General features: G+C 69.4%; 21 protein-coding genes and 1 tRNA gene. 12 read left to right on the forward strand and 10 right to left on the reverse strand.

Annotated features, from left to right (window positions below; all coding sequences use genetic code 11):
- Positions 1-64 precede the first annotated feature (64 nt).
- The 4 genes from nhaA (at position 65) to BIV24_RS35520 (ending at position 3,439) form a co-directional block, all read left to right on the forward strand.
- Positions 65-1,477 carry a Na+/H+ antiporter NhaA gene (gene nhaA, locus BIV24_RS19160; protein WP_071367575.1) on the forward strand — a complete coding sequence of 471 codons (1,413 nt, stop codon included), beginning with the start codon at positions 65-67 and terminating at the stop codon, positions 1,475-1,477.
- Between the two features lie 173 nt (positions 1,478-1,650).
- Positions 1,651-2,130, forward strand: a complete 480-nt coding sequence (locus BIV24_RS19165) for a phage holin family protein (RefSeq protein ID WP_071367576.1) — start codon at positions 1,651-1,653, stop codon at positions 2,128-2,130.
- Positions 2,127-3,077 carry an alpha/beta fold hydrolase gene (locus BIV24_RS19170; protein WP_071367577.1) on the forward strand — a complete coding sequence of 317 codons (951 nt, stop codon included), beginning with the start codon at positions 2,127-2,129 and terminating at the stop codon, positions 3,075-3,077. The genes BIV24_RS19165 and BIV24_RS19170 overlap by 4 nt, the downstream gene beginning before the upstream one ends.
- Positions 3,078-3,259: 182 nt before the next feature.
- Positions 3,260-3,439: a hypothetical protein gene (locus BIV24_RS35520; protein ID WP_079168380.1), complete on the forward strand. Its 180-nt coding sequence runs from the start codon at positions 3,260-3,262 to the stop codon at positions 3,437-3,439.
- Between the two features lie 89 nt (positions 3,440-3,528).
- Here BIV24_RS35520 and BIV24_RS19175 read toward each other — a convergent pair whose 3' ends face one another.
- From BIV24_RS19175 to nth, 3 genes are all read right to left on the reverse strand, one after another.
- On the reverse strand, positions 3,529-4,728 hold the full coding sequence (locus tag BIV24_RS19175; RefSeq protein ID WP_071367578.1) for a MarP family serine protease: 1,200 nt from the start codon (positions 4,726-4,728) through the stop codon (positions 3,529-3,531).
- Positions 4,729-4,847: 119 nt separating this feature from the next.
- The gene (locus BIV24_RS19180) at positions 4,848-5,567 is read right to left on the reverse strand and encodes an NUDIX hydrolase (protein WP_071367579.1); all 720 of its coding nucleotides are present in this window, start codon (positions 5,565-5,567) and stop codon (positions 4,848-4,850) included.
- Between the two features lie 136 nt (positions 5,568-5,703).
- On the reverse strand, positions 5,704-6,741 hold the full coding sequence (nth, locus tag BIV24_RS19185) for an endonuclease III (RefSeq protein ID WP_107459571.1): 1,038 nt from the start codon (positions 6,739-6,741) through the stop codon (positions 5,704-5,706).
- 320 nt (positions 6,742-7,061) lie between these two features.
- Between nth and BIV24_RS19190 the strand changes: the two genes are divergently transcribed.
- Both BIV24_RS19190 and BIV24_RS19195 read left to right on the forward strand, forming a co-directional pair.
- On the forward strand, positions 7,062-7,736 hold the full coding sequence (locus tag BIV24_RS19190; RefSeq protein WP_071367581.1) for a Crp/Fnr family transcriptional regulator: 675 nt from the start codon (positions 7,062-7,064) through the stop codon (positions 7,734-7,736).
- 175 nt (positions 7,737-7,911) lie between these two features.
- Complete coding sequence (locus tag BIV24_RS19195; RefSeq protein ID WP_071367582.1) at positions 7,912-8,739, forward strand: nucleotidyltransferase domain-containing protein; 828 nt, start codon at positions 7,912-7,914, stop codon at positions 8,737-8,739.
- On the opposite strand, the gene BIV24_RS19200 is transcribed toward BIV24_RS19195, so the two are convergent.
- The 4 genes from BIV24_RS19200 to sp36 form a co-directional block, all read right to left on the reverse strand.
- Entirely contained in the window at positions 8,736-9,566 is an 831-nt protein-coding gene (locus tag BIV24_RS19200) for an MBL fold metallo-hydrolase (protein ID WP_071367583.1), read from the reverse strand. The two genes, BIV24_RS19195 and BIV24_RS19200, sit on opposite strands and share 4 nt — an antisense overlap.
- A gap of 25 nt (positions 9,567-9,591) precedes the next feature.
- Entirely contained in the window at positions 9,592-10,461 is an 870-nt protein-coding gene (locus tag BIV24_RS19205) for an NUDIX hydrolase (RefSeq protein WP_071367584.1), read from the reverse strand.
- Between the two features lie 119 nt (positions 10,462-10,580).
- Positions 10,581-11,048, reverse strand: coding sequence for a RidA family protein (locus BIV24_RS19210; RefSeq protein ID WP_071367585.1), 468 nt, complete (start codon positions 11,046-11,048; stop codon positions 10,581-10,583).
- On the reverse strand, positions 11,045-11,206 hold the full coding sequence (gene sp36 / locus BIV24_RS33435) for a Sp36 family protein (RefSeq protein WP_003975360.1): 162 nt from the start codon (positions 11,204-11,206) through the stop codon (positions 11,045-11,047). The genes BIV24_RS19210 and sp36 overlap by 4 nt, the downstream gene beginning before the upstream one ends.
- A 139-nt stretch (positions 11,207-11,345) precedes the next feature.
- Between sp36 and bagA the strand changes: the two genes are divergently transcribed.
- Both bagA and bagB read left to right on the forward strand, forming a co-directional pair.
- Positions 11,346-12,323, forward strand: a complete 978-nt coding sequence (gene bagA / locus BIV24_RS19215; protein WP_071367586.1) for an ATPase BagA — start codon at positions 11,346-11,348, stop codon at positions 12,321-12,323.
- Positions 12,320-13,708: an ATPase BagB gene (bagB, locus tag BIV24_RS19220; RefSeq protein ID WP_079168381.1), complete on the forward strand. Its 1,389-nt coding sequence runs from the start codon at positions 12,320-12,322 to the stop codon at positions 13,706-13,708. Before bagA ends, bagB begins: the two co-directional genes overlap by 4 nt.
- A 424-nt stretch (positions 13,709-14,132) precedes the next feature.
- Here the strand turns inward: bagB and BIV24_RS19225 are convergent, their stop codons facing one another.
- On the reverse strand, positions 14,133-14,471 hold the full coding sequence (locus BIV24_RS19225; protein ID WP_071367587.1) for a WhiB family transcriptional regulator: 339 nt from the start codon (positions 14,469-14,471) through the stop codon (positions 14,133-14,135).
- A 410-nt stretch (positions 14,472-14,881) separates the two neighbouring features.
- On the opposite strand from BIV24_RS19225, the gene BIV24_RS19230 reads away from it, so the two are divergent.
- The gene (locus tag BIV24_RS19230) at positions 14,882-17,128 is read left to right on the forward strand and encodes a transglycosylase domain-containing protein (RefSeq protein WP_071367588.1); all 2,247 of its coding nucleotides are present in this window, start codon (positions 14,882-14,884) and stop codon (positions 17,126-17,128) included.
- A gap of 163 nt (positions 17,129-17,291) precedes the next feature.
- On the opposite strand, the gene BIV24_RS19235 is transcribed toward BIV24_RS19230, so the two are convergent.
- Positions 17,292-17,756 carry a GatB/YqeY domain-containing protein gene (locus BIV24_RS19235; protein WP_071367589.1) on the reverse strand — a complete coding sequence of 155 codons (465 nt, stop codon included), beginning with the start codon at positions 17,754-17,756 and terminating at the stop codon, positions 17,292-17,294.
- A 199-nt stretch (positions 17,757-17,955) separates the two neighbouring features.
- Between BIV24_RS19235 and BIV24_RS19240 the strand changes: the two genes are divergently transcribed.
- The 3 genes from BIV24_RS19240 to BIV24_RS19250 all read left to right on the forward strand — a co-directional run bounded on the left by BIV24_RS19240 (position 17,956) and on the right by BIV24_RS19250 (position 19,894).
- The gene (locus BIV24_RS19240; protein WP_071367590.1) at positions 17,956-18,882 is read left to right on the forward strand and encodes a metallophosphoesterase; all 927 of its coding nucleotides are present in this window, start codon (positions 17,956-17,958) and stop codon (positions 18,880-18,882) included.
- A gap of 119 nt (positions 18,883-19,001) precedes the next feature.
- A complete protein-coding gene (locus BIV24_RS19245) occupies positions 19,002-19,772 on the forward strand; it encodes a Pr6Pr family membrane protein (RefSeq protein ID WP_071367591.1) in 771 nt (256 codons plus the stop codon).
- A gap of 48 nt (positions 19,773-19,820) precedes the next feature.
- Positions 19,821-19,894: transfer RNA gene (locus tag BIV24_RS19250), tRNA-Pro, on the forward strand.
- A gap of 119 nt (positions 19,895-20,013) precedes the next feature.
- On the opposite strand, the gene BIV24_RS19255 is transcribed toward BIV24_RS19250, so the two are convergent.
- Positions 20,014-21,528 carry a LacI family DNA-binding transcriptional regulator gene (locus BIV24_RS19255; RefSeq protein WP_071367592.1) on the reverse strand — a complete coding sequence of 505 codons (1,515 nt, stop codon included), beginning with the start codon at positions 21,526-21,528 and terminating at the stop codon, positions 20,014-20,016.
- Between the last annotated feature and the right edge of the window lie 29 nt (positions 21,529-21,557).

Genomic DNA, 21,557 nt, shown 5'->3' on the forward strand with positions numbered 1-21,557 from the left:
GCAAGCCGCCGTGTGTTGCTCGCGGCGGTCGTGACGTTGTCGTACCGACCCGGAGGTCTTTCCTGTGGCCGCGCTCCGCACCCGTAACCGCTCGTTCCTCGGACGCCTCTCCCTGCCCGAGCGGAACTTCATCGCGGATGCGCTGCGCACCGAAACCGTCGGCGGTGTGCTGCTCCTGATCGCCGCAATCACCGCGCTGGCCTGGGCGAACATACCCGTCCTGCGCAGCAGCTACGAAAGCATCAGCCACTACCACATCGGGCCCACCAGCCTCGGGCTTCATCTGTCGATCGCGCACTGGGCCGCTGACGGCCTCCTCGCGGTCTTCTTCTTCGTCGCTGGGATAGAGCTCAAGCGGGAGCTGGTCGCGGGTGATCTGCGCGACCCTCGCGCCGCCGTGCTCCCCGTGGTCGCCGCGCTCTGCGGCATGGCCGTACCCGCGATCGTCTACACCGTCACCAACGCCATCGGCGGCGGCTCCCTCTCCGGCTGGGCGGTCCCCACGGCCACCGACATCGCCTTCGCACTCGCCGTCCTGGCGGTCATCGGCACCTCCCTGCCCTCCGCCCTGCGCGCGTTCCTGCTCACCCTCGCCGTGGTCGACGACCTGGGCGCCATCCTGATCATCGCGATCTTCTTCCCGCACGGTCTGAACTTCGTCGCTCTCGGCGGCGCCGTCGTCGGCCTCGCCGTGTTCTGGGTGCTGCTGCGCAAGGGCGTGCGCGGCTGGTACGTGTACGTCCCTCTCGCCCTGGTCATCTGGGGACTGATGTACAACAGCGGCATCCACGCCACCATCGCCGGTGTGGCCATGGGGCTGATGCTGCGCTGCCACCGCCACGAGGGCGAGGAGCACTCCCCCGGCGAGCGCATCGAACACCTCGTCCGGCCTCTGTCGGCCGGTCTCGCGGTGCCGCTGTTCGCGCTGTTCAGCGCGGGCGCCGCGATCTCCGGCGGAGCGCTTGTGGACGTGTTCACCAAGCCGGAGACGCTCGGCGTCGTGCTCGGTCTCGTCGTCGGCAAGACGGTCGGCGTGTTCGGTGGTACCTGGCTGACGGTCCGCTTCACCAGGGCCTCGCTCAGCGACGGCCTCTCTTGGCCCGATGTGTTCGCCGTCGCCTCGCTCGCCGGCATCGGCTTCACCGTCTCACTGCTCATCGGTGAACTGGCTTTCGAGGGCGATGCGGTGCTCACGGACGAGGTCAAGGCCGCCGTCCTCACCGGGTCGCTGATCGCCGCCGCGTTCGCGACCGTGCTGCTGAAGATACGCAACGCCAAGTACCGCGCCCTGTGTGAGGACGAGGAGCGCGACGAGGATCTCGACGGTATTCCGGACGTCTACGAGCAGGACGACCCGGCGTACCACCTGCGCATGGCCGAGATCCACGAGTGCAAGGCCGCCGAGCACCGCAGGCTCGCCCTGCTGAAGTCCGCCGGGAGCGATGCCTCGACCGACACGGACGGCACCCGCCTCTGAGCGGCGAACGGCGGGCCTGCCGACGCGGGGCCCCGGCCGACGTGACGGGCGGCACGCTTCGCCGAAGTGGGCGGGCGGGCAGGCGGCAAGAAGGCGCGTCCGGCATGATCTGACACGTCCACAAAACTCCGCAGCATCCGCGGAGTACGTACGCAGAGAGCAGGGAGACCGCGATGAGCGCACCCGACGGCAGCCCGGTCGGCGCCGAACGGAGCATCGGCCAGCTGTTCGCCTCGGCGACGACTGAGATGTCCGCGCTGGTGCACGACGAGATCGCGCTGGCTAAGGCCCAGCTCAAGCGTGACGTCAAGCGCGGTGCGATGAGCGGCGGAGCGTTCTCGGCTGCCGGCGCCGTGCTGCTGTTCTCTTTGCCGATGCTGAACTTCGCGTTGGCGTACGGGATCCGCACCTGGAGCAACTGGAACCTTGCCATCTGCTTCGTGCTGTCCTTCGCCGCGAACGTATTGGTCGCCGCGGTGCTCGCGCTCATCGGTCTCGTCTTCGCGAAGAAGGCCAAGAAGAGCAGGGGCCCGCAGAAGGTCGCCGCGTCGATGAAGGAGACCGCGGGCGTCCTGCAGGCCGCCAAGCCGCACCCCCGTCAGCCCCACCAGGCCGACACCGCGGTCGAGGCTGTGGCACGCTCGTCCTCATGACGGACCCCGCCGCCCCTTCGGCGCAACCCACCTCGGTCGTACGGCTCGCCGTACCCGGCGGGAAGGAGGTGACGCACCGCGACGTCGCGGCCAACGGCGCGCGCTTCCACATCGCGGAACTGGGTGAGGGACCGCTGGTGCTGCTGTTGCACGGCTTTCCGCAGTTCTGGTGGACCTGGCGGTACCAGCTGGTGGCACTCGCTGACGCGGGCTTCCGGGCCGTGGCGATGGATCTGCGCGGGGTCGGCGGCAGCGACCGTACGCCGCGCGGCTACGACCCTGCGAACCTGGCGCTCGACATCACCGGCGTCGTACGGTCCCTGGGCGAGCCCGATGCCGCGCTCGTGGGCCACGACCTGGGCGGATACCTCGCGTGGACGGCGGCCGTGATGCGGCCGAAGCTCGTTCGCCGGCTCGTGGTCGCCTCGATGCCGCATCCACGGCGCTGGCGGTCGGCGATGCTCCGCGACGCCAAGCAGACGACCGCGAGTTCCCATATCTGGGGGTTCCAGCAGCCCTGGATCCCCGAGCGCCGGCTCACCGCCGACGACGCCGCCCTGGTCGGGCGGCTGATCCGGGACTGGTCGGGCCCGCGGCTGCCGGACGACGAGACCGTGGAGACGTACCGGCGCGCCATGTGCATCCCATCGACGGCGCACTGCTCCATCGAGCCGTACCGCTGGATGGTGCGCTCCCTGGCCCGGCCCGACGGCATCCAGTTCAACCGGCGCATGAAGCGGCCCGTACGGGTGCCCACCCTGCATCTGCACGGCTCACTGGACCCCGTGATGCGCACCAGAAGCGCGGCCGGATCGGGCGAGTACGTCGAGGCGCCGTACCGCTGGCGGCTGTTCGACGGGCTGGGGCACTTCCCCCACGAGGAAGACCCGGTGGCGTTCTCCACCGAGCTGATCAACTGGCTGAAGGACCCCGAGCCCGATCGGTGATCCGCCCGGCCCCGCGGAATCGGCCAGTCGGCCGGATGCCCCGCCGTCGGTGACCGCGCGGATGAGCTCGGCATCCGGACACGAACGGCTGTTCCACGACCGGCCACACATGCCCGCCGCATAGGCCAATTGGGGAGTCCGGAGGCGGTTATAGACCTTGGGGCAGGGGCAGACGTCGGGGTATGGGCTGGACGCACGACTACAGTGACGTAGCACGCAACCGCCGCTCGGCCGCTGGTCCGAGCACTCACCAGGGGGGTGCCCCGCAACTGCCGGGCACGGACCTCAGGGTGGGGATCCCGCGCATTCTGCGCCGCCGGGCCCGCTGGGTCTCGGTACGCCTGCGTCACCCGCGCGGCTGACCCGTTCCCGGGAAGGGATTGCCCTCTTTCCGGATTCATGGGCCCGGGGATCGGAGGTCTCCGGAGCCGAGACCGGAGGGCCTGAAAAATCAGAGGGCGCAGCTGTCGCTGCCTACCTGCTGGTTCGCCGTACGCCCCTTGGCGATGTCTTCCCGGATCTCGTCCGCGGTGAGCGCGTACCCGGTGTTGGCGTCCTTGAGAGACTTCGCGAAGACCACCCCGTAGACCCTGCCGTCGGGTGTGAGCAGCGGGCCGCCGGAGTTGCCCTGGCGGACGGTCGCGTACAGCGAGTACACATCGCGGCGGACCGTGCCGCGGTGGTAGATGTCGGGGCCGTCGGGCGTGATCCGGCCGCGGACACGCGCGGGCTGGACGTCGTACGACCCGTTCTCCGGGAAGCCGGCGACGATCGCGTCATTGCCGCCGACCGCGTCCGTGGACGTGAACTTCAGCACCGGCGCGTTCAGGTCCGGCACGTCCAGTACCGCGATGTCGCGCCGCCAGTCGTAGAGCACGACCTTGGCGTCGTACTTCCTGCCCACGCCGCCTATCTGCACGGTGGGCTCGTCGACCCCGCCGACGACGTGTGCGTTCGTCATCACGCGGCGGGTGCCGAAGACGAAGCCGGTGCCTTCGAGGACCTTGCTGCAGCTCTGCGCGGTGCCTATGACCTTGACGATGGACTGCTGTGCGCGAATGGCGGCCGCGCTTGTCGCGAGGGCCGGGTCGGGCGGCTGGACCTCGGTGATGGGTTCGTTCGCGAACGGGCTGAAGACCTGCGGGAACCCGTTCTGTGCGAGGACCGAGGAGAAGTCCGCGAACCAGTTGTCGGCCCGCGCGGGCAGGACGCGGGAGACACCGAGGAGCACCTTGGAGCCGCGGACCTCCTTGCCGAGCGTCGGCAGGGTCGTACCGGCGAGGGCCGAGCCGATCAGCCAGGCGACCAGGAGCATAGCCACCACGTTGACGAGGGCGCCGCCCGTGGCGTCCAGGGCGCGGGCCGGGGACCAGGTGATGTACCGGCGGAGCTTGTTGCCGAGGTGAGTGGTGAGGGCCTGGCCGACGGACGCACAGACGATCACGACGATGACGGCGACCACCGCGACGGCCGTGCTCACCTCCTGATCGCCCGTCACCTTGTCCCAGATGAAGGGGAGCAGATAGACCGCGACCAGGCCGCCTCCCAGGAAGCCGATCACCGACAGGATGCCCACGACGAAGCCCTGGCGAAAGCCGACGATCGCGAACCACACGGCAGCGACCAGCAACAGGATGTCCAGCACGTTCACTGCGTCAAGCCTCGCCTCGTCACTTTCCGGTCGCCGTCGCCAGGCCGGGGCTTCGGCCCGCCGAGCGGTGGCCGTGGGGCACGGCGTCCCCCCCAACACACAGCACGGTGGTCACCCTGTCATGACCGCCAGTCGAGCGGGACCTGCTTATCGCGGTCCCAGGGGCGTTCCCAGCCCGCGTAGTGCAGCAACCGGTCGATGACTCCGGCCGTGAACCCCCAGACGACGGCCGATTCGACCAGGAATGCCGGACCTCGGTAGCCGCTGGGATGGACGGTGGTGACTCTGTTGCCCGGGTCCGTGAGATCTGCCACGGGGACGGTGAAGACCCGCGCCGTCTCGTTCGGATCGACGACGCCCACCGGGCTCTTCTCCCGCCACCAGCCGAGGACGGGCGTCACGACGAAGCCGCTGACCGGGATGTAGAGCTTGGGGAGCACACCGAAGAGCTGGACGCCGCCAGGGTCGAGTCCGGTCTCCTCCTCGGCCTCGCGGAGCGCTGCCCGCAGCGGCCCCCCGGCCTTCGGGTCGCCGTCCTCCGGATCGAGGGCGCCACCGGGGAAGGAGGGCTGCCCGGCGTGCGAGCGCAGCGAACTGGCACGCTCCATCAGCAGCAGCTCGGGGCCGCGGTCGCCCTCACCGAGCAGGATCAGCACGGCCGACTGGCGCCCCGCGCCGTTCTCCGGCGGCAGGAAGCGGCTGAGCTGGAGCGGCTCGACGCTCTCCACGACCCGGACAACCGGGTCGAGCCAGCCGGGCAGGCCCTCCGTACTCAGCCGCTGTCGCCCACTGCCCATGCCCATGCCGCTGATCCGGCCCGTATCGCTCGCGTGCGTCATAGCCACCCCCGTTCTGCCGATCCCAACGCCCGCGGGGGCCCGGATCGTTCCGCAAGTCCCTCGAGTGGGTGTCCCATCCCGCCGTCCACCGGGAGCCGTCCTCTTCCCGGGCGCCGCACGGGCCCGCGTCCGCGCCTCACCGGGCCCCCAGCGGCGGGGCCGGTTTGCCTCCCGCGTCGAGGTACGCCTGCGGTGGCTTGAGGCGCTGACCCGGAAAGCCGCCCTTCTCGTACTTCAGCAGCTTCTTGGCCTTTTCGGGGTCGGTCTCGCCCTCGCCGTACGCCGGGCAGAGCGGGGCGATCGGGCAGGCGCCGCAGGCAGGCTTGCGGGCGTGGCAGATGCGGCGGCCGTGGAAGATCACGTAGTGCGAGAGCATGGTCCACTCGCTCTTGGGGAAGAGTGCGCCGACCGCCGCCTCGATCTTGTCCGGGTCGGTCTCGTCGCTCCACTGCCAGCGGCGGACGAGCCGCTGGAAGTGCGTGTCCACGGTGAGGCCTGGCCGGCCGAAGGCGTTGCCGAGCACGACGAAGGCGGTCTTGCGGCCGACGCCGGGCAGCTTGACGAGGTCCTCCAGACGGCCGGGGACCTCGCCGCCGAACTGCTCCACCAAGGCCTTGGAGAGCCCTATCACCGACTTGGTCTTGGCCCGGAAGAAGCCGGTCGGACGCAGGATCTCCTCGACCTCCTCCGGGTTGGCCGCGGCGAGGTCCTCGGGGGTGGGGTACCTGGCGAAGAGCGCCGGGGTGGTCTGGTTCACCCGCAGGTCGGTGGTCTGCGCGGACAGGACGGTCGCGACGATCAGCTGGAAGGGGTTCTCGAAGTCCAGCTCCGGGTGGGCGTACGGGTACACCTCGGCGAGCTCGCGGTTGATCCGGCGGGCCCTGCGGACCAGGGCGGTACGGGACTCGTTCCTCGCGGGCTTGACGGCGATGGTCTTCGCCGGAGCGACGCCCTTGACGGTGACTGCGGCGTCCTTGGCGGCCTCCACCGAAGCAGGCCTTCCGCCCGAAGCGGTCTTCCGGGCTGTGGCCTTCTTCGCCGCGGGCTTCGCCGGCGCGGGCTTCGCCGGCGCGGGCTTCTTGGGGGTGGCCGTGGTCTTCTCGGAGGCGGACTTCTTCGCGACGGCCTTCTTGGCAGGGCGCTTCGCCGCCGCCTCCTCGGGCGCCGTTTTCACCGCCTTTGCCGGTTTTCCACCTCCGCCAGAGCCCTGTTCGCCCACAGCGGAATCACGACGTGCAACCACCCGCCCAGCCCCCTTGACCTGTGTTCTCACCGGCGATTTGGACACTCGGCCAGCCTAAGGCCAGGCGCCGAGATCCGCTCTGGACCTGGAAGATCAGCCCCCAATTGGCCCCCTGCCGCATCCCGCGGCACACGGGTGCGGCATCCTTGTGACAGATCACACTGTTTGGACCGTCCGGCAAAATGGGGAACACGGTCCCCTGGTAGACGGGGGAACAAGATCCCCTGAGCAGGTCGACAAGGAGAGAACTCGTGGACGACGTTCTGCGGCGCGCCCCGCTTTTCGCGGCGCTCGATGACGAGCAGGCCGCGGAGCTGCGCGCCTCCATGAGTGAGGTGACCCTCGCCCGCGGCGACTCGCTGTTCCACGAGGGTGACCCCGGTGACCGCCTTTACGTGGTCATGGACGGCAAAGTCAAGCTGCACCGTGCCTCACCCGACGGCCGCGAGAACATGCTGGCGGTGCTCGGCCCCGGTGAGCTGATCGGCGAGCTGTCACTGTTCGACCCGGGTCCGCGTACGGCGACGGCGACCGCGCTGACCGAGGTCAAGCTGCTGGGCCTGGGGCACGGCGACCTCCAGCCCTGGCTGAACGCGCGGCCCGAGGTGGCCGCCGCACTGCTGCGCGCCGTCGCCCGGCGCCTGCGCAAGACCAACGACCAGATGTCCGACCTGGTCTTCTCGGATGTGCCCGGCCGTGTGGCCCGCGCGCTGCTGGACCTCTCGCGGCGGTTCGGCGTGCAGTCCGAGGAGGGCATCCACGTCGTGCACGACCTCACGCAGGAGGAACTGGCCCAGCTGGTCGGTGCCTCGCGTGAGACGGTCAACAAGGCCCTGGCGGACTTCGCCGGGCGTGGGTGGCTGCGTCTGGAGGCGCGCGCCGTGATCCTGCTGGATGTGGAGCGACTGGCGAAGCGGTCGCGCTGACGCGCGGTCCCGGCCTCACGACCACGGGTCCCGTTCTCCGAGGAGGCGGGGCCCTTTGTCGTTGCCGTCCCCGGGTTCCGTCCCGGAACCCGGGGACGGCAACGACATCCTTTTCCCCGAGGCCGGACGCCGATATTGCCTTGGCGCGACCGCAACGAGCTGACACAGTCGCCGAATGGTCAGCACACCGCTTCACGATGGGCGGGGCAGGAGCCTCGACTCCCAGGGATACATCCGGCGTGAGGGCGCTCTCGGGCTGGTTCCCGAGGCCTTCGGGCCCGTCGTCGATGCCGCCCGCGCACGGCTTCTCGGCGTCTTCGGGACGCGGATGACCGGCGCATACCTCTACGGGTCGATTCCGCGCGGCACCGCGCGCGTGGGGCGCAGCGATCTCGATCTGCTGGTCGTGCTGCGTGAGGAGCCCACCGAGGCGGACCACGGCGACGTCCGTGCGCTCGGGGAGGCGCTCGGCGAGGATTTCCGGCAGATCGACGGCGTGGGAACGCTCCTGTTCAGCCGTGCGCGGCTGCTGAGCGATCTGGAGACCTACGACCTGGGGTGGTTCGTGGCCTGCCTGTGCACTTCTCTGGTGGGCGAGGACCTCGCCCGGTACCTGCCGCGCTACCGGCCCGATTCGCGCCTCGCCCGCGAGACGAACGGAGACCTTGCGCTGCACCTGGAGCGCTGGCGCACACGGATCCCCGAAGCGGTCACCGAGGAGGCCCGCCGCACCCTCGTACGCGGTGTCTCCCGCCATCTCGTCCGCACGGGTTTCACCCTCGTCATGCCGCGCTGGAACGGCTGGACCAGCGACCTGGCGGAGATGGCGGAGGTGTTCGCCGCGTACTACCCCGAACGGGCCGACCAGCTGCGCGCGGCGGCGGTCCTCGGCCACGAGCCGAACGGCGATCCGGCCGTCCTGCGATCGTACGTCGACGATCTCGGCCCCTGGCTCGCCGAGGAATACGCGCGCGTGCACGGCGTGAAGGCGCCGCGTCCCTAGATCAGCCCGTGCTCCCCCAGGTACTCCAGTTGCGCCCGTACCGACAGCTCGGCCGCCGGCCACAGGGAGCGGTCCACCTCCGCGTACACGTGGGCCACGACCTCGTCCGGCGTGCTGTGGCCGTTCTCGACCGCCGTCTCCACCTGGGCGAGGCGGTGGGCGCGGTGGGCCAGGTAGTACTCCATGGCGCCCTGGGCGTCCTCCAGGACGGGCCCGTGGCCGGGGAGCACGGTGTGGACGCCGTCGTCGACGGTGAGCGACCTGAGGCGACGCAGGGAGTCCAGGTAGTCCCCGAGGCGACCGTCCGGGTGGGCCACGACCGTCGTGCCGCGGCCCAGGATGGTGTCGCCGGTCAGGACGGCCCGGTCGGCCGGGAGGTGGAAGCAGAGGGAGTCCGCGGTGTGGCCGGGCGTCGACACGACGCGCAGTTCCAGGCCGCCGACCGTGACGACGTCCCCGTGGCCCAGCCCTTCGTCGCCGAGCCGGAGCGCCGGATCCAGCGCACGCACTTTCGTGTCCGTCAGCTCGGCGAACCGTGCGGCGCCCTCGGCGTGGTCGGCGTGGCCGTGCGTGAGCAGGGTGAGCGCGATCCGCTTGCCGGACTTCTCCGCCGTGTCGATCACGGTGCGCAGGTGCCCGTCGTCGAGCGGGCCGGGGTCGATCACCACCGCCAGGTCGGACCCGGGCTCGGAGACGATCCACGTGTTGGTGCCGTCGAGGGTCATCGCCGACGCGTTGGGCGCGAGGACGTTCACGGCGCGCGCGGTGGCCGGACCCGAGAGAACCCCGCCGCGCGGCTGGCCGGGGAGGGCTGCGGCGTCCGTCATACGGGGGCACCTTCCGTCGCGTCGGTCATGCGGTCGCTCCGCCCGTCGGGATGTGCTTGGTGAACTCGTCGTGGCCGGGCCAGGCCAGCACGATCTCGTCGTTCTCCAGACGGGCCTTGGCCAGGACCGGGGTCAGATCACGGGCGGGCGCCGCCTTCAGCGTCTCGGCGGCGCTCGCGTACGGGATCAGCTGGCGCAGGGTCGCGATGGTGGGGGGCATCATCAGCAGTTCGCCCTCGTCGTACAGGGCGGCCGCCTGAACCGGGCGGATCCACACCGTGCGGTCGGCCTCCGTGGAGGCGTTGCGCGTGCGCTGACCCACCGGAAGGGCGGCCACGAAGAACCATGTGTCGTAGCGGCGGGTCTCGAACTCCGGGGTGATCCAGCGGGTCCAGGCGCCGAGCAGGTCGGAGCGCAGCACGAGTCCCCTGCGGTCGAGGAACTCGGCGAACGAGAGGTCACGGGCGACCAGCGCCGCGCGATCCGTCTCCCAGTCCGCGCCCGTGATGTCGCCGATCACCGTCTGCGGGGTGGGGCCGGCAAGCAGGACGCCGGCCTCCTCGTACGTCTCCCGGACTGCGGCGCAGACGATGGCCTGGGCGGACGTCTCATCGACACCGAGGCGGTGCGCCCACCACGCGCGCGTGGGCCCCGCCCAGCCGATCCGGAGGTCGTGGTCGCGGGGGTCCACTCCGCCGCCCGGATAGGCGTACGCGCCTCCGGCGAAGGCCATGGAGGCGCGTCTGCGCAGCATGTGGACGGCGGGGGCGCCGTCGGTGTCCTTGAGGAGCATGACGGTGGCCGCGCGTTTCGGGGTGACCGGGGTGAGCGTGCCCTCCGCAAGTGCGCGGATACGCTCTGGCCACTCCGGTGGAAACCACTGCCCATTCGCCATGGGCGGAGGCTATCCCGTAGTAAGTGAATGTTCGAGAGGCGGTGATCACCTTCTCCGGGGAGGCCGCCGGCCGCTCCGAGAGGAGCCGTGGCGAGGCGGCCGCGCCCCGGAGTGTGCGTCTACGCCTCCGTCAGCTCCACCTGGATCTCCACCTCGACCGGCGCGTCCAGCGGGAGCACCGCCACGCCGACCGCGCTGCGGGCGTGCACGCCCTTGTCGCCGAGGACCTCGGCCAGCAGCTCGCTGGCGCCGTTGACGACACCCGGCTGGCCCGTGAAGTCGGAAGCCGACGCGACGAAGCCCACGACCTTCACCACGCGCGCGATGCGGTCCAGGTCACCCGCCACGGACTTCACCGCGGCAAGCGCGTTCAGGGCGCACGTACGGGCCAGTTCCTTGCCTTCCTCGGCGGTGACCTCGGCCCCCACCTTGCCGGTGACCGGAAGCTTGCCGTCCACCATCGGCAGCTGGCCGGCGGTGTACACATACACGCCGGACTGCACGGCGGGCTGGTAGGCGGCGAGAGGCGGTACGACCTCCGGCAGCGTCAGCCCCAGTTCGACGAGGCGGGACTCGACCGCGCTCATGCCTGCTTCTCCCGCTTCAGGTAAGCAACCAGCTGTTCGGGGTTGTTCGGCCCGGGCACGACCTGGACGAGCTCCCAGCCGTCCTCGCCCCAGGTGTCCAGAATCTGCTTCGTGGCGTGGACGAGCAGCGGCACAGTAGCGTATTCCCACTTGGTCATGGGCCGACTGTAGCCCCTGCGCCATGCAGGTCATGGGGCCGACCATGCCCACCGGTGCGACTGCTGCGAGTCCGACCGCGGAGGCCGTTGTCCACAGCCTCCCGCGTAGCCCGCACGCGGACTGGTTAGGCTCGAAGGCGTGAGCAGGCTCCAGGTCGTCAGCGGCAAGGGCGGGACCGGAAAGACCACGGTCGCCGCGGCACTGGCGCTCGCCCTCGCGACAGAGGGCAAGCGCACTCTTCTGGTCGAGGTCGAGGGCAGACAAGGAATCGCACAACTCTTCGAGACGGAAGCGCTGCCGTACGAGGAACGGAAGATCGCCGTGGCCCCCGGGGGCGGCGAGGTGTACGCGCTGGCGATCGATCCCGAGCTGGCCCTGCTGGACTACCTCCAGATGTTCTACAAACTGGGCGGCGCGGGACGGGCCCTGAAGAAGCTCGGCGCCATCGACTTCGCCACCACCATCGCGCCCGGCCTGAGGGATGTGCTCCTCACGGGCAAGGCGTGCGAGGCCGTCCGCAGGAAGGACCGGAGCGGCCGGTTCGCGTACGACTACGTGGTGATGGACGCACCCCCCACAGGGCGCGTCACCCGTTTCCTGAACGTGAATGACGAGGTGGCCGGCCTCGCCAAGATCGGCCCGATACACAATCAGGCCCAGGCCGTGATGCGGGTGCTGAAGTCCCCGGAGACCGCCGTGCATCTGGTGACGCTCCTGGAGGAGATGCCCGTTCAGGAGACCGCGGACGGGATCTCCGAACTGCGTGCCGCGAAGCTGCCGGTGGGACGGGTGATCGTGAACATGGTGCGGCCCACGGTCCTGGACCAGGCGGAGCTGGAGTTCGCGCGCGCCGTGCCGCGGGCGGCCATCGCCAGGTCCCTGTCCGGGGCCGGGCTCGGTGGTGCGCGGCGCGGCGGCCTCGCGGAGCGGCTGGTGGACCCGCTGCTGAGGCAGGCCGACGAGTACGCGGAGCGGTTCGCCCTGGAGCGCGAACAGCGCGGCGTGCTCACGGAGCTGGGCCTGCCTCTGCACGAACTGCCGCTGCTCGCCGAGGGGATGGACCTGGCGGGCCTGTACGAACTGGCCACGGAACTGCGTCAGCAAGGGATCTCATGAATTCGGACCCGGCCTCCACGCACGACGACACGGCCTGCGCACCCGATGCTGCACACATCCCTGACATGGGGTCGCCGCGCGCGTTGAATCCCGTGTCGGTCCTGGAGGTCGATTCCCTCCTCGACGACCCGAAGACGCGCATCGTCGTGTGCTGCGGCTCCGGCGGCGTCGGCAAGACGACCACCGCCGCGGCCCTCGGGCTGCGCGCCGCCGAGCGCGGCCGGAAGGTGGTCGTGCTCACGATCGACCCGGCCCGTCGGCTCGCCCAGTCGATGGGCATCGACGTGCTCGACAACACCCCGAGGCGGGTGAAGGGTATCGAGGACTCCGGGGGCGGCGAACTGCACGCCATGATGCTCGACATGAAGCGCACGTTCGACGAGATCGTCGAGGCGCACGCGGACCCCGAGCGGGCGGCCGCCATTTTGAGCAACCCCTTCTACCAGTCGCTCTCGGCGGGCTTCGCGGGCACGCAGGAGTACATGGCGATGGAGAAGCTGGGGCAGCTGCGGGCACGGGACGAGTGGGACCTCATCGTCGTGGACACCCCTCCCTCGCGGTCGGCGCTGGACTTTCTGGACGCCCCCAAGCGGCTCGGGTCCTTCCTGGACGGCAAGCTCATCCGCGTCCTGATGGCCCCGGCGAAGGTGGGCGGCCGTGCGGGGATGAAGTTCCTGAACGTCGGGATGTCGATGATGACGGGCGCCCTGGGGAAGTTGCTCGGGGGACAACTCCTGAAGGACGTCCAGACGTTCGTGGCCGCCATGGACACCATGTTCGGTGGCTTCCGCACGCGCGCGGACGCCACCTACAAGCTGCTGCAGGCGCCTGGTACGGCGTTCCTGGTGGTGGCGGCTCCGGAGCGGGACGCGCTGCGCGAGGCCGCCTACTTCGTGGAGCGGCTGGCCGCCGAGGACATGCCGCTGGCCGGTCTGGTGCTCAACCGGGTCCACGACAGCGGCGCGGCCCAGCTGTCGGCCGAACGGGCGCTCGCCGCCGCGGAAAATCTTGAAGAGCCCCGCATTGTGGATCAGGAGCGCGGGAAAGCTGGTCTTCGTAACTCTCCCGACCCGTACGACAGTTCAGATTCTCCCTCGCCCGAAGAGGCCGTGTCCGACGGAGGCTCCCTCACCGCCGCGAACCCGGACCGGAACATCGAACAACTCACCGCGGGCCTGCTGAGGCTGCATGCCGAGCGCATGCGGCTGCTCTTCCGTGAGCAGCGCACGCGGGACCGCTTCACCGCGCTCCATCCCGAGGTGGCCGTGGCAGAAGTGGGCGCGTTGCCCGGCGACGTCCACGACCTCACGGGGCTGCGGAACATCGGGGACCGGCTCGCGGCCAACCGGCCGGAGCTTCCCGAGGAGTACGACACACACGCGTAAGGGGTTCGGTCGCCTTCCTTGGCGGCCGTCCTCGTCGGTGGCGCACGATGCAGACGTGACGACCCGGTGACGCCGAACTGCAATCCGTGTCCGGCCCGCAGCCGCCCTGCACTTGGGGCTCCCGCGGGTTCGAGGCGCCCGCCCGGGGAGCGCGGCTCAGAAACCCGCGCATGAGCCCGGAGGTGGCCTGGAGCCCCACGGGGGATGCCCGGCAGACCCACCCGCCGACGCCCGGAGGCCCACTGCGACAGCACACCTGCGGGCATTGGGCGCGATCCCGCGCCGCCCACGGCTCAACTTCCCCTTTGTGCCCACTCGTTGACGTGCCGACCTGCCCGAGGTCTCCTCCTCACAGGCTCCAACGACGCCACGGGGGATGTCCGTGGCCGACGGCGACGAACGGCCGCGCCTGGCAGCGACCGCCTCAGCCCACCGCCGCGTAGTTCTCGTAGGCCTCTTCCTCGTCGAGGGGAAGAAGACCCGCTCCGCGCTCGTACTCCGAGCGCGCGGTCTCCAGCAGGCGACGCCATGAGGTGACGGTCGGCCGCCTGCGCAGCAGTGCGCGGCGCTCCCGTTCCGTCATGCCGCCCCACACGCCGAACTCGACGCGGTTGTCCAGCGCGTCGGCAAGGCACTCCGTGCGTACCGGGCATCCGGTGCACACCGCCTTGGCCCTGTTCTGCGCTGCTCCTTGAACAAACAGTTCATCCGGATCGGTAGTGCGGCAGGCAGCCTGCGCACTCCAGTCGGTTACCCAGCCCATACCGGCGCCGTCCTCTCCCGATTCGAGGCTCCCCCACGGCGGCAGCGGCATATTCACCGCCGCCAGTTGAGGACGTTACGGAAGGTGGGCACAGCGCAACACCCCCTTCGGGCCCAATCTTGGATGGCCCGAACGGACTATGGGTAAGCGGCAGATCACCCGGGGGAGTGACCTGGCGACATGCGTGATTTTCCAGGCACATCGGGGCAGTTCAGCCATGCCACAACGGACATCCACTGACGCACAAGGCGATTTCGGGCACGTGCTCAACAAAAAAGATCGGAGAACACCGGAACGATTCGGGGGTCACCGGACGTACTTGTAACGTGGCCCTACTCCTGTGACAGTTGGGAGCAGCTTAGGCCAAGGCATCTATGTGTGTCCGGCGAATGAGAACGTAGGCTGCCCCCATGCCAAACAAGCGCTCGGGTGGGGGACTGTCCTCCGTGCAGCAGGCCGCCAAGTTCCTCGGAGTGAGTGTGCTCGCCGGGGCGGTGATGGCCGGCATCGCGATGCCCGCGGCGGGTGCGCTCGGACTCGCGGCCAAGGGGTCGGTCCAGGGATTCGACGACATCCCGGCCAATCTGAAGAGCCCTCAGCTGAGTCAGCGCACCACCATCCTGGACAGCCAGGGCGGCCAGATCGCCACGGTGTACTCGCGTGACCGCACGGTGGTGGACATCAAGGACATGTCGCCGTACATGCCGAAGGCGCTCGTCGCGATCGAGGACTCCCGCTTCTACGAGCATGGCGCGATCGACCTGAAGGGTGTCCTGCGCGCGCTCAACCAGAACGCGCAGAGCGGCGGGGTGTCCCAGGGCGCCTCCACGCTCACCCAGCAACTCGTGAAGAACTACTTCGTGGAGGAAGCCGGAGACGACCCGACGAAGGTCGCCCAGGCCACCCAGCAGACCATGGGCCGCAAGGTCCGCGAGCTGAAGTACGCGATCCAGCTCGAGGAGGAACTCGGCAAGACGAAGATCCTCGAGAACTATCTGAACATCACGTTCTTCGGCCAGCAGGCGTACGGCATCGAGGCCGCCTCCCAGCGCTACTTCTCCAAGCACGCCAAGGACCTCGCTCTCCAGGAAGCGGCGATGCTCGCGGGCCTCGTCCAGTCGCCCACGCGGTACGACCCGGTGACCAACCCGGTGGAGGCCAAGAAGCGGCGCAACGTGGTGCTGCAGCGCATGGCCGATGTGCACGCCGTCTCGCAGGCGGAGGCCGACAAGGCCAAGGCGACCGACCTCGGACTGCATGTGAGCCGGCCCAAGAACGGCTGCATCACGGCGGTCAGGGGCGCCGGATTCTTCTGCAACTACGTGGAGAAGGTCTTCCTCAACGATCCGGTCTTCGGCAAGACCAAGGCCGACCGGCAGAAGATCTGGAACCAGGGCGGCCTCACCATCCGCACCACACTCGACCCGCAGTCGCAGGACTCGGTGCAGGCCTCGCTGAAGCAGCACGTGAACGAAACCGACTCGGTCGAATCGGCGGCCACACTGGTCGAGCCGGGCTCCGGCAAGATCCTCGCCATGGGCCAGTCGAAGCCGTACGGCTCCGGCAAGAACGAGACCGAGATCAACTACTCGGTCGACATGAAGATGGGGTCGAGCGCGGGCTTCCCGACCGGTTCGACCTTCAAGCCGTTCGTGGCGGCGGCGGCGATAGAGCAGGGGATACCGGCGACGAAGGAGTACTCGTCGCCGTACGAGATCGAGGTGCCGAGCCCGATCCAGACCTGTGGCAAGCCCTGGACCAACGACGAACACGCGAAGGTCCCGAACGAGAGCAAGTCGGAGAAGGGCCCGTACCGGCTGAAGGAGGCGATGGCCAAGTCCGTCAACACCTACTTCATCCAGATGATCGCCGAGACCGGCCTCTGCCCGGTCATCCACATGACCGACGCGCTGCACATCGTGCAGGGCAGTGGCAAGCAGCTGCCCCAGGTGCCCGCGATCTCTCTCGGTACATCGTCCGTCCCCCCGCTGACCATGGCCTCCGCCTACGCGGCCTTCGCCTCCCGCGGCATGTACTGCACACCGATCGCCATAGAGTCGATCACGCAGAAGGCCGACGGCCGGCAGAAGTCCCTGGCGGTACCGAAGTCGACCTGCTCGCGGGCGATGTCCGAGACGACCGCGGACACCATCAACACGCTGCTGAGCGGTGTGATCGACTCCGGTACGGGTAAGCAGGCCGGTCTCGGCGACCGCGACAACGCCGGTAAGACCGGCACGACGGACGAGCGCAGGAACGCCTGGTTCGTCGGCTACACGCCGAACCTGTCCGGCGCCGTCTGGGTCGGCAGCTCCACGCAGCAAGTCAAGATGGAGAAGATCTCCATCGGCGGCGTCTGGCGCGAGAAGGTCTACGGCGGCGAGGTGCCGGGGCCGATCTGGCGAGACGCCATGACCGGTGCCCTCGCCGGCAAGGACTCCCCGCCCTTCAACCACGTCGACATCCCGGATGGTGACAAGGGCAAGGGCAAGGGCAAGGGCAAGGGCAAGGACAAGGGCGACGGCAAAGGCGGAGGGGACAACCACGGCGGTCTCATCGGCGGCCTGACCGCCGGCGGCACGGACGGGGGCGCGTTGCCGAATCCTTCCGTCCCCCAGGGGACGGGCCGGCACGGCCATGGGGGGCGGCGCGGCTGACGCGCCCCTCGGCGCCCACGGCCGGCGCGCGCAGCATGTCACTCGTCAGGCACCGGTCGGCCATCGGCCGACCGGTGCCTGACGGCCTGTGATCAGTGAGGACGGACCACCGGCGGACGGCCGACACGGTCACGTGGACCGCATCGGCACATGACGCGGCCGGTCAGCCCGCCAGCAGTTCCTTCACGACCGCGGCCACGCGCCCGCCCTCGGCCTGGCCGGCCACCCTCGGGTTCACGATCTTCATGACCTGGCCCATGGCACGCGGCCCCTCGGCGCCGGCGGCCTTCGCCTCCTCCACGGCCTGGGCGACGATCTGCCGCAAGTCGTCGTCGGACAGCTGCTTGGGCAGGTACGTGGCGAGCAGCTCGCCCTCCGCCTTCTCCCGCTCGGCCTGCTCGGTGCGCCCGCCCTGCGCGAATGCCTCGGCGGCCTCGCGGCGCTTCTTCGCCTCTCGGGTGATCACCTTGGTGACCTCCTCGTCGGAGAGTTCGCGCTTCTCCTTGCCCGCGACCTCCTCCTTGGTGATCGCGGCGAGCGTCAGCCGGAGCGTCGAGGAGCGGAGCTCGTCGCGCTCCTTGATCGCGGCGTTGAGGTCTTCGTGCAGCTTCGACTTGAGCGTGGTCATGGCTCTGATTGTCGCAGGTGTGACAGGGCTGCCGCCCGTTGATTTCCAGGGGTTCGCAGCCGGTTTCCCGCGATGGGCACCGGTTCACGCAAGCGCTTCGCCGAGGGTCCCGGTTGTCCACAGGGGCGCTCAGGCGGCCTGCCCATGGTTGTCCACAGGCGTTGCGCGCGGCGTCCTCCGGCTCTGCAACGATGGACGTATGCGCGCGCGATACGGAGTACCCCTGGGAATCACGGCGGTTGCCGCCGCCGGACTGCTGTACTCGGCCGGGTTCGAGGCCCGTTCCTTCCGGCTTCGCCGGGTGACGGTCCCGGTGCTGCCCTCGGGCGCACGCCCGCTGCGTGTGCTGCAGGTCTCGGACATCCACATGGTGAGCGGCCAGCGCAAGAAGCAGCGTTGGCTGCGCTCGCTCGCGGGCCTCCGCCCGGACTTCGTGATCAACACCGGGGACAACCTCTCCGACCCGGAGGGCGTGCCGGAGGTGCTGGACGCGCTGGGCCCGCTGATGGCCTTCCCGGGGGCGTACGTCTTCGGTTCCAACGACTACTACGGCCCCAGACTCCGCAACCCCGCCCGCTACCTGGTGGAGAAGGCGAAGGGCCACCACGGCCTGAACGGCAACGCGCCCGTGGTCGGTGCGATCCACAACCCCTGGGAGGACCTGCGCGACGGCTTCGACGCGGCGGGCTGGCTGAACCTGACGAACACGCGGGGGACGCTGAAGATCGAGGGCCTGGAGATCGAGCTGACGGGCCTGGACGACCCGCACATCAAGCGCGATCGGTACGCGCGCGTGACCGGCGGTCCCTCCGCCTCGGCGGACTTCTCGATGGGCGTGGTCCATGCTCCGTATCTGCGCAGCCTGGACGCGTTCACAGCGGACGGCTACCCGCTGATCCTGGCGGGCCACACCCACGGCGGCCAGCTGTGCATCCCCTTCTACGGCGCCCTGGTCACCAACTGCGACCTGGACGCGGACCGGGTGAAGGGCCTGTCCCGTCACACGGCCGAGGGCCAGACGTCATACCTGCACGTGTCGGCGGGCTGCGGTACGAACCGCTACACGCCGGTGCGGTTCGCGTGTCCCCCGGAGGCGACGTTGCTGACGCTGGTGGGGCGGGAGTAGCCGGGCGGCAGAGGCCGGCGGGAAGGAAGCAGCTGTTGAGAGGAAATGGCGGCGGGCGACCGTAACCCGCCAGGATCACCCATATTGCCCGTTATGCCCGATCCGCTTAGCGTGAGGGCATGACCACGCGGATACCCAAGGACATCCCGGACCTCCCCGCGGTGCCGGGCAGGCCGAGGCTGCTGCCGTCCGTCGTCCCCGCCGCCGCCGTGGTGAGCCCCCTGCACCGCCCCTTCGCGGCCGCCTACCGCTGGCTGGTGGCGCTGGTGGCCGCGGCGGCGGTGGCCGCCGACCTGTTCCTCGGCAGCCCGGTACGGGTGCTGAGCTATTTCACGATCCAGGCCAATGTGCTCATCGCACTCGTCTTCACGCTGTCGGCATGGCGAGCCTGGGCGGCCCGCCGCCCGCTGCCACCGCTGGTGACCGGCGGAACACTCTTCTACGCCCTGATCGCGAGCCTGGTCTACCACGTGGTCCTGGTGAACGAGCCGGGCACCTTCTCGATGACAGGCCAGACCGGCGCACTCACAGGCTGGCCGGCGCTCACCAACCAGCTGCTGCACACGGTGACGCCGGCCGCGGCCCTGCTCGACTGGCTCCTGCTGACACGCCCGGCCCCGCTGAGCGTTCGGCATGCGGCGAAGTGGCTGCTGTACCCCATGGCATACCTCGCCGTCTCCCTCGTACGGGGGGAGCTGATCGCGCCAGGCACGGAGGGGCGCTATCTGTACCCGTTCCTGGACGCCGGCCGACTCGGCTACCGAAGCGTCCTCGCCAACGCGCTCCTGCTCGGCCTGTCGTTCTTCGGTCTGGCCCTCCTGATGGTCGTCCTCGACCACCTCCGCCCGGACCCGGTCCGCCGCCGCACCAAAACCGGATTTCGTCTCTAGCCACCAGTGGGCTAAAGTAAACGTCGTCGCCGCAACAAGCAGCGACATCGGGGTGTAGCGCAGCTTGGCAGCGCGCTTCGTTCGGGACGAAGAGGTCGTGGGTTCAAATCCCGCCACCCCGACAGTGAAACACCAGGTCAGGCCCGGTGCTGAGAGATCAGCACCGGGCCTGACTTGTTGCATGGGGCGCGCCTGGGAGAAATCTGGGAGAAGATCTTGGAATCCCGCCCCCAGGGGCCGTCTACCGACGTGCGCTCAGGCGTTCCTGTAAGAGGTCGTTGAGCACGGCGACCGGTGACGTCGGGCACATGGCCAACCGGGCATCAAGGGACGCCTCCCACTCGACGGTGAGGTGCCTCAACAGCTCCTCGCGCATCTCTCGGGTGATGTGGGAGTAGCGCGCCTGCACGGATCCGTCGATGTGCCCCATGCGCTCGTCCATGAGCTTCGGTGGGGTGCGGAACCCTTCCATGCGCGTTTTGTGGGTGTGCCGCAGCCCGTGGGGTGTGAGCCCTTTCGCGATCGGCGCCCAGCAGGCATCCGCCCGCGCTTGGGCACCCCTCCCCCGGGCAGGCACACCGGGCCAGGGATGGGCCAGCACGGGCACGGGCCGCGCCTCCTGCGGCGCCTTCTTCGGGTACCAGCCCGACGCGGCCGGCGTGAAGAGCCACGTGGCGAACCCGTTGCGGCGCCAGTGCTCCGCCTGGTCGACGGCACCCCCGCCACGGGTGAACCCGAGAGCCTCGATCGCCTCCCGAACACGCGCCCTGGTGGCTTCGGCTACGGCTTCCGGCCGGTTGAGGACATTGGACACGGTGCCGGTGGAAACGCCGGCGCGTCTGGCCACGTCCACCACCTTCGCGCCGGTCTCCCCCGTGCGGGACACACCCTGCCCTCGGAACACGTACGTCTTGCCGTGGCAGGTGCAGGGTTTCGGCTGCGAACGAACTATGTGCCCGGTCCACAGTCGAGCGAGCCACGCGGGAGCGTCGATGGTTCGGTAGCTGTCGTCTTTGGGCGGGCACCGCTCGAACGCTCCAGAATCGAGTTCGTAGAGCTGCCATTCCACACGTACGGCTGCCGGGCGGATGAACTCCGTCTCCAGGCCCACGATTTCGGCCCACCGCATGCCCGTGTAGCCCTTGGTGACAAAGGCCACGAACTCGTCATCGCGACCAGAGAGGAGGGAGGCCCGCTCCGCGCACAACAGGATGCCGAGCGGATCCGTCACGACCTTTTCCGGCCCACGGTCACGCGACCGACCAGCACGCTTCCCCCTTCCGCGGCGCTTCGTGGCGGGGTTGGAACTGATGAGTTCTTCGTCCACCGCGTCTTCCAGGACCAGGTGGAGCGTGCCGCGCCAGGTCTTCACGCTGGATGTGGCGTAGAGCGCCTTTTCCTTCTTCTCCCAGGCATCGACGTCTGCGCGCTGGATGGACGCCAGCGGATAGTCCTCGAACTCCGGAAGTAGGTGTTCTTCCAGGTGCCGTCGGTAGTTCTGCATGGTCGACGCGGCCAGATCTTGCGCCGCGTACCACCTCGAGGCGTATTCACCGAAGGTGGTCTGTCCGGCTGCCGGGTCCCTCCACGTGCCGCCCCGTACCTTGGCCTCTTCGGCGTCAGCCGCCTTCTTCGCTTCGCGCTTCGTACGGAAGCGGATGGCGTTGCCGTTCTCGTCGGCGACGGTGCCGTACTTGCCCGGCGCGATCTTGTAGCGGCCACGCCAGTACGTGCCGCGATTTTCGACGAATCCCATGCTCCCTCTCATCACAAGCGGCGGGCGGG

It is taken from the genome of Streptomyces colonosanans (assembly GCF_001866645.1).
Taxonomy (GTDB): domain Bacteria; phylum Actinomycetota; class Actinomycetes; order Streptomycetales; family Streptomycetaceae; genus Streptomyces; species Streptomyces colonosanans.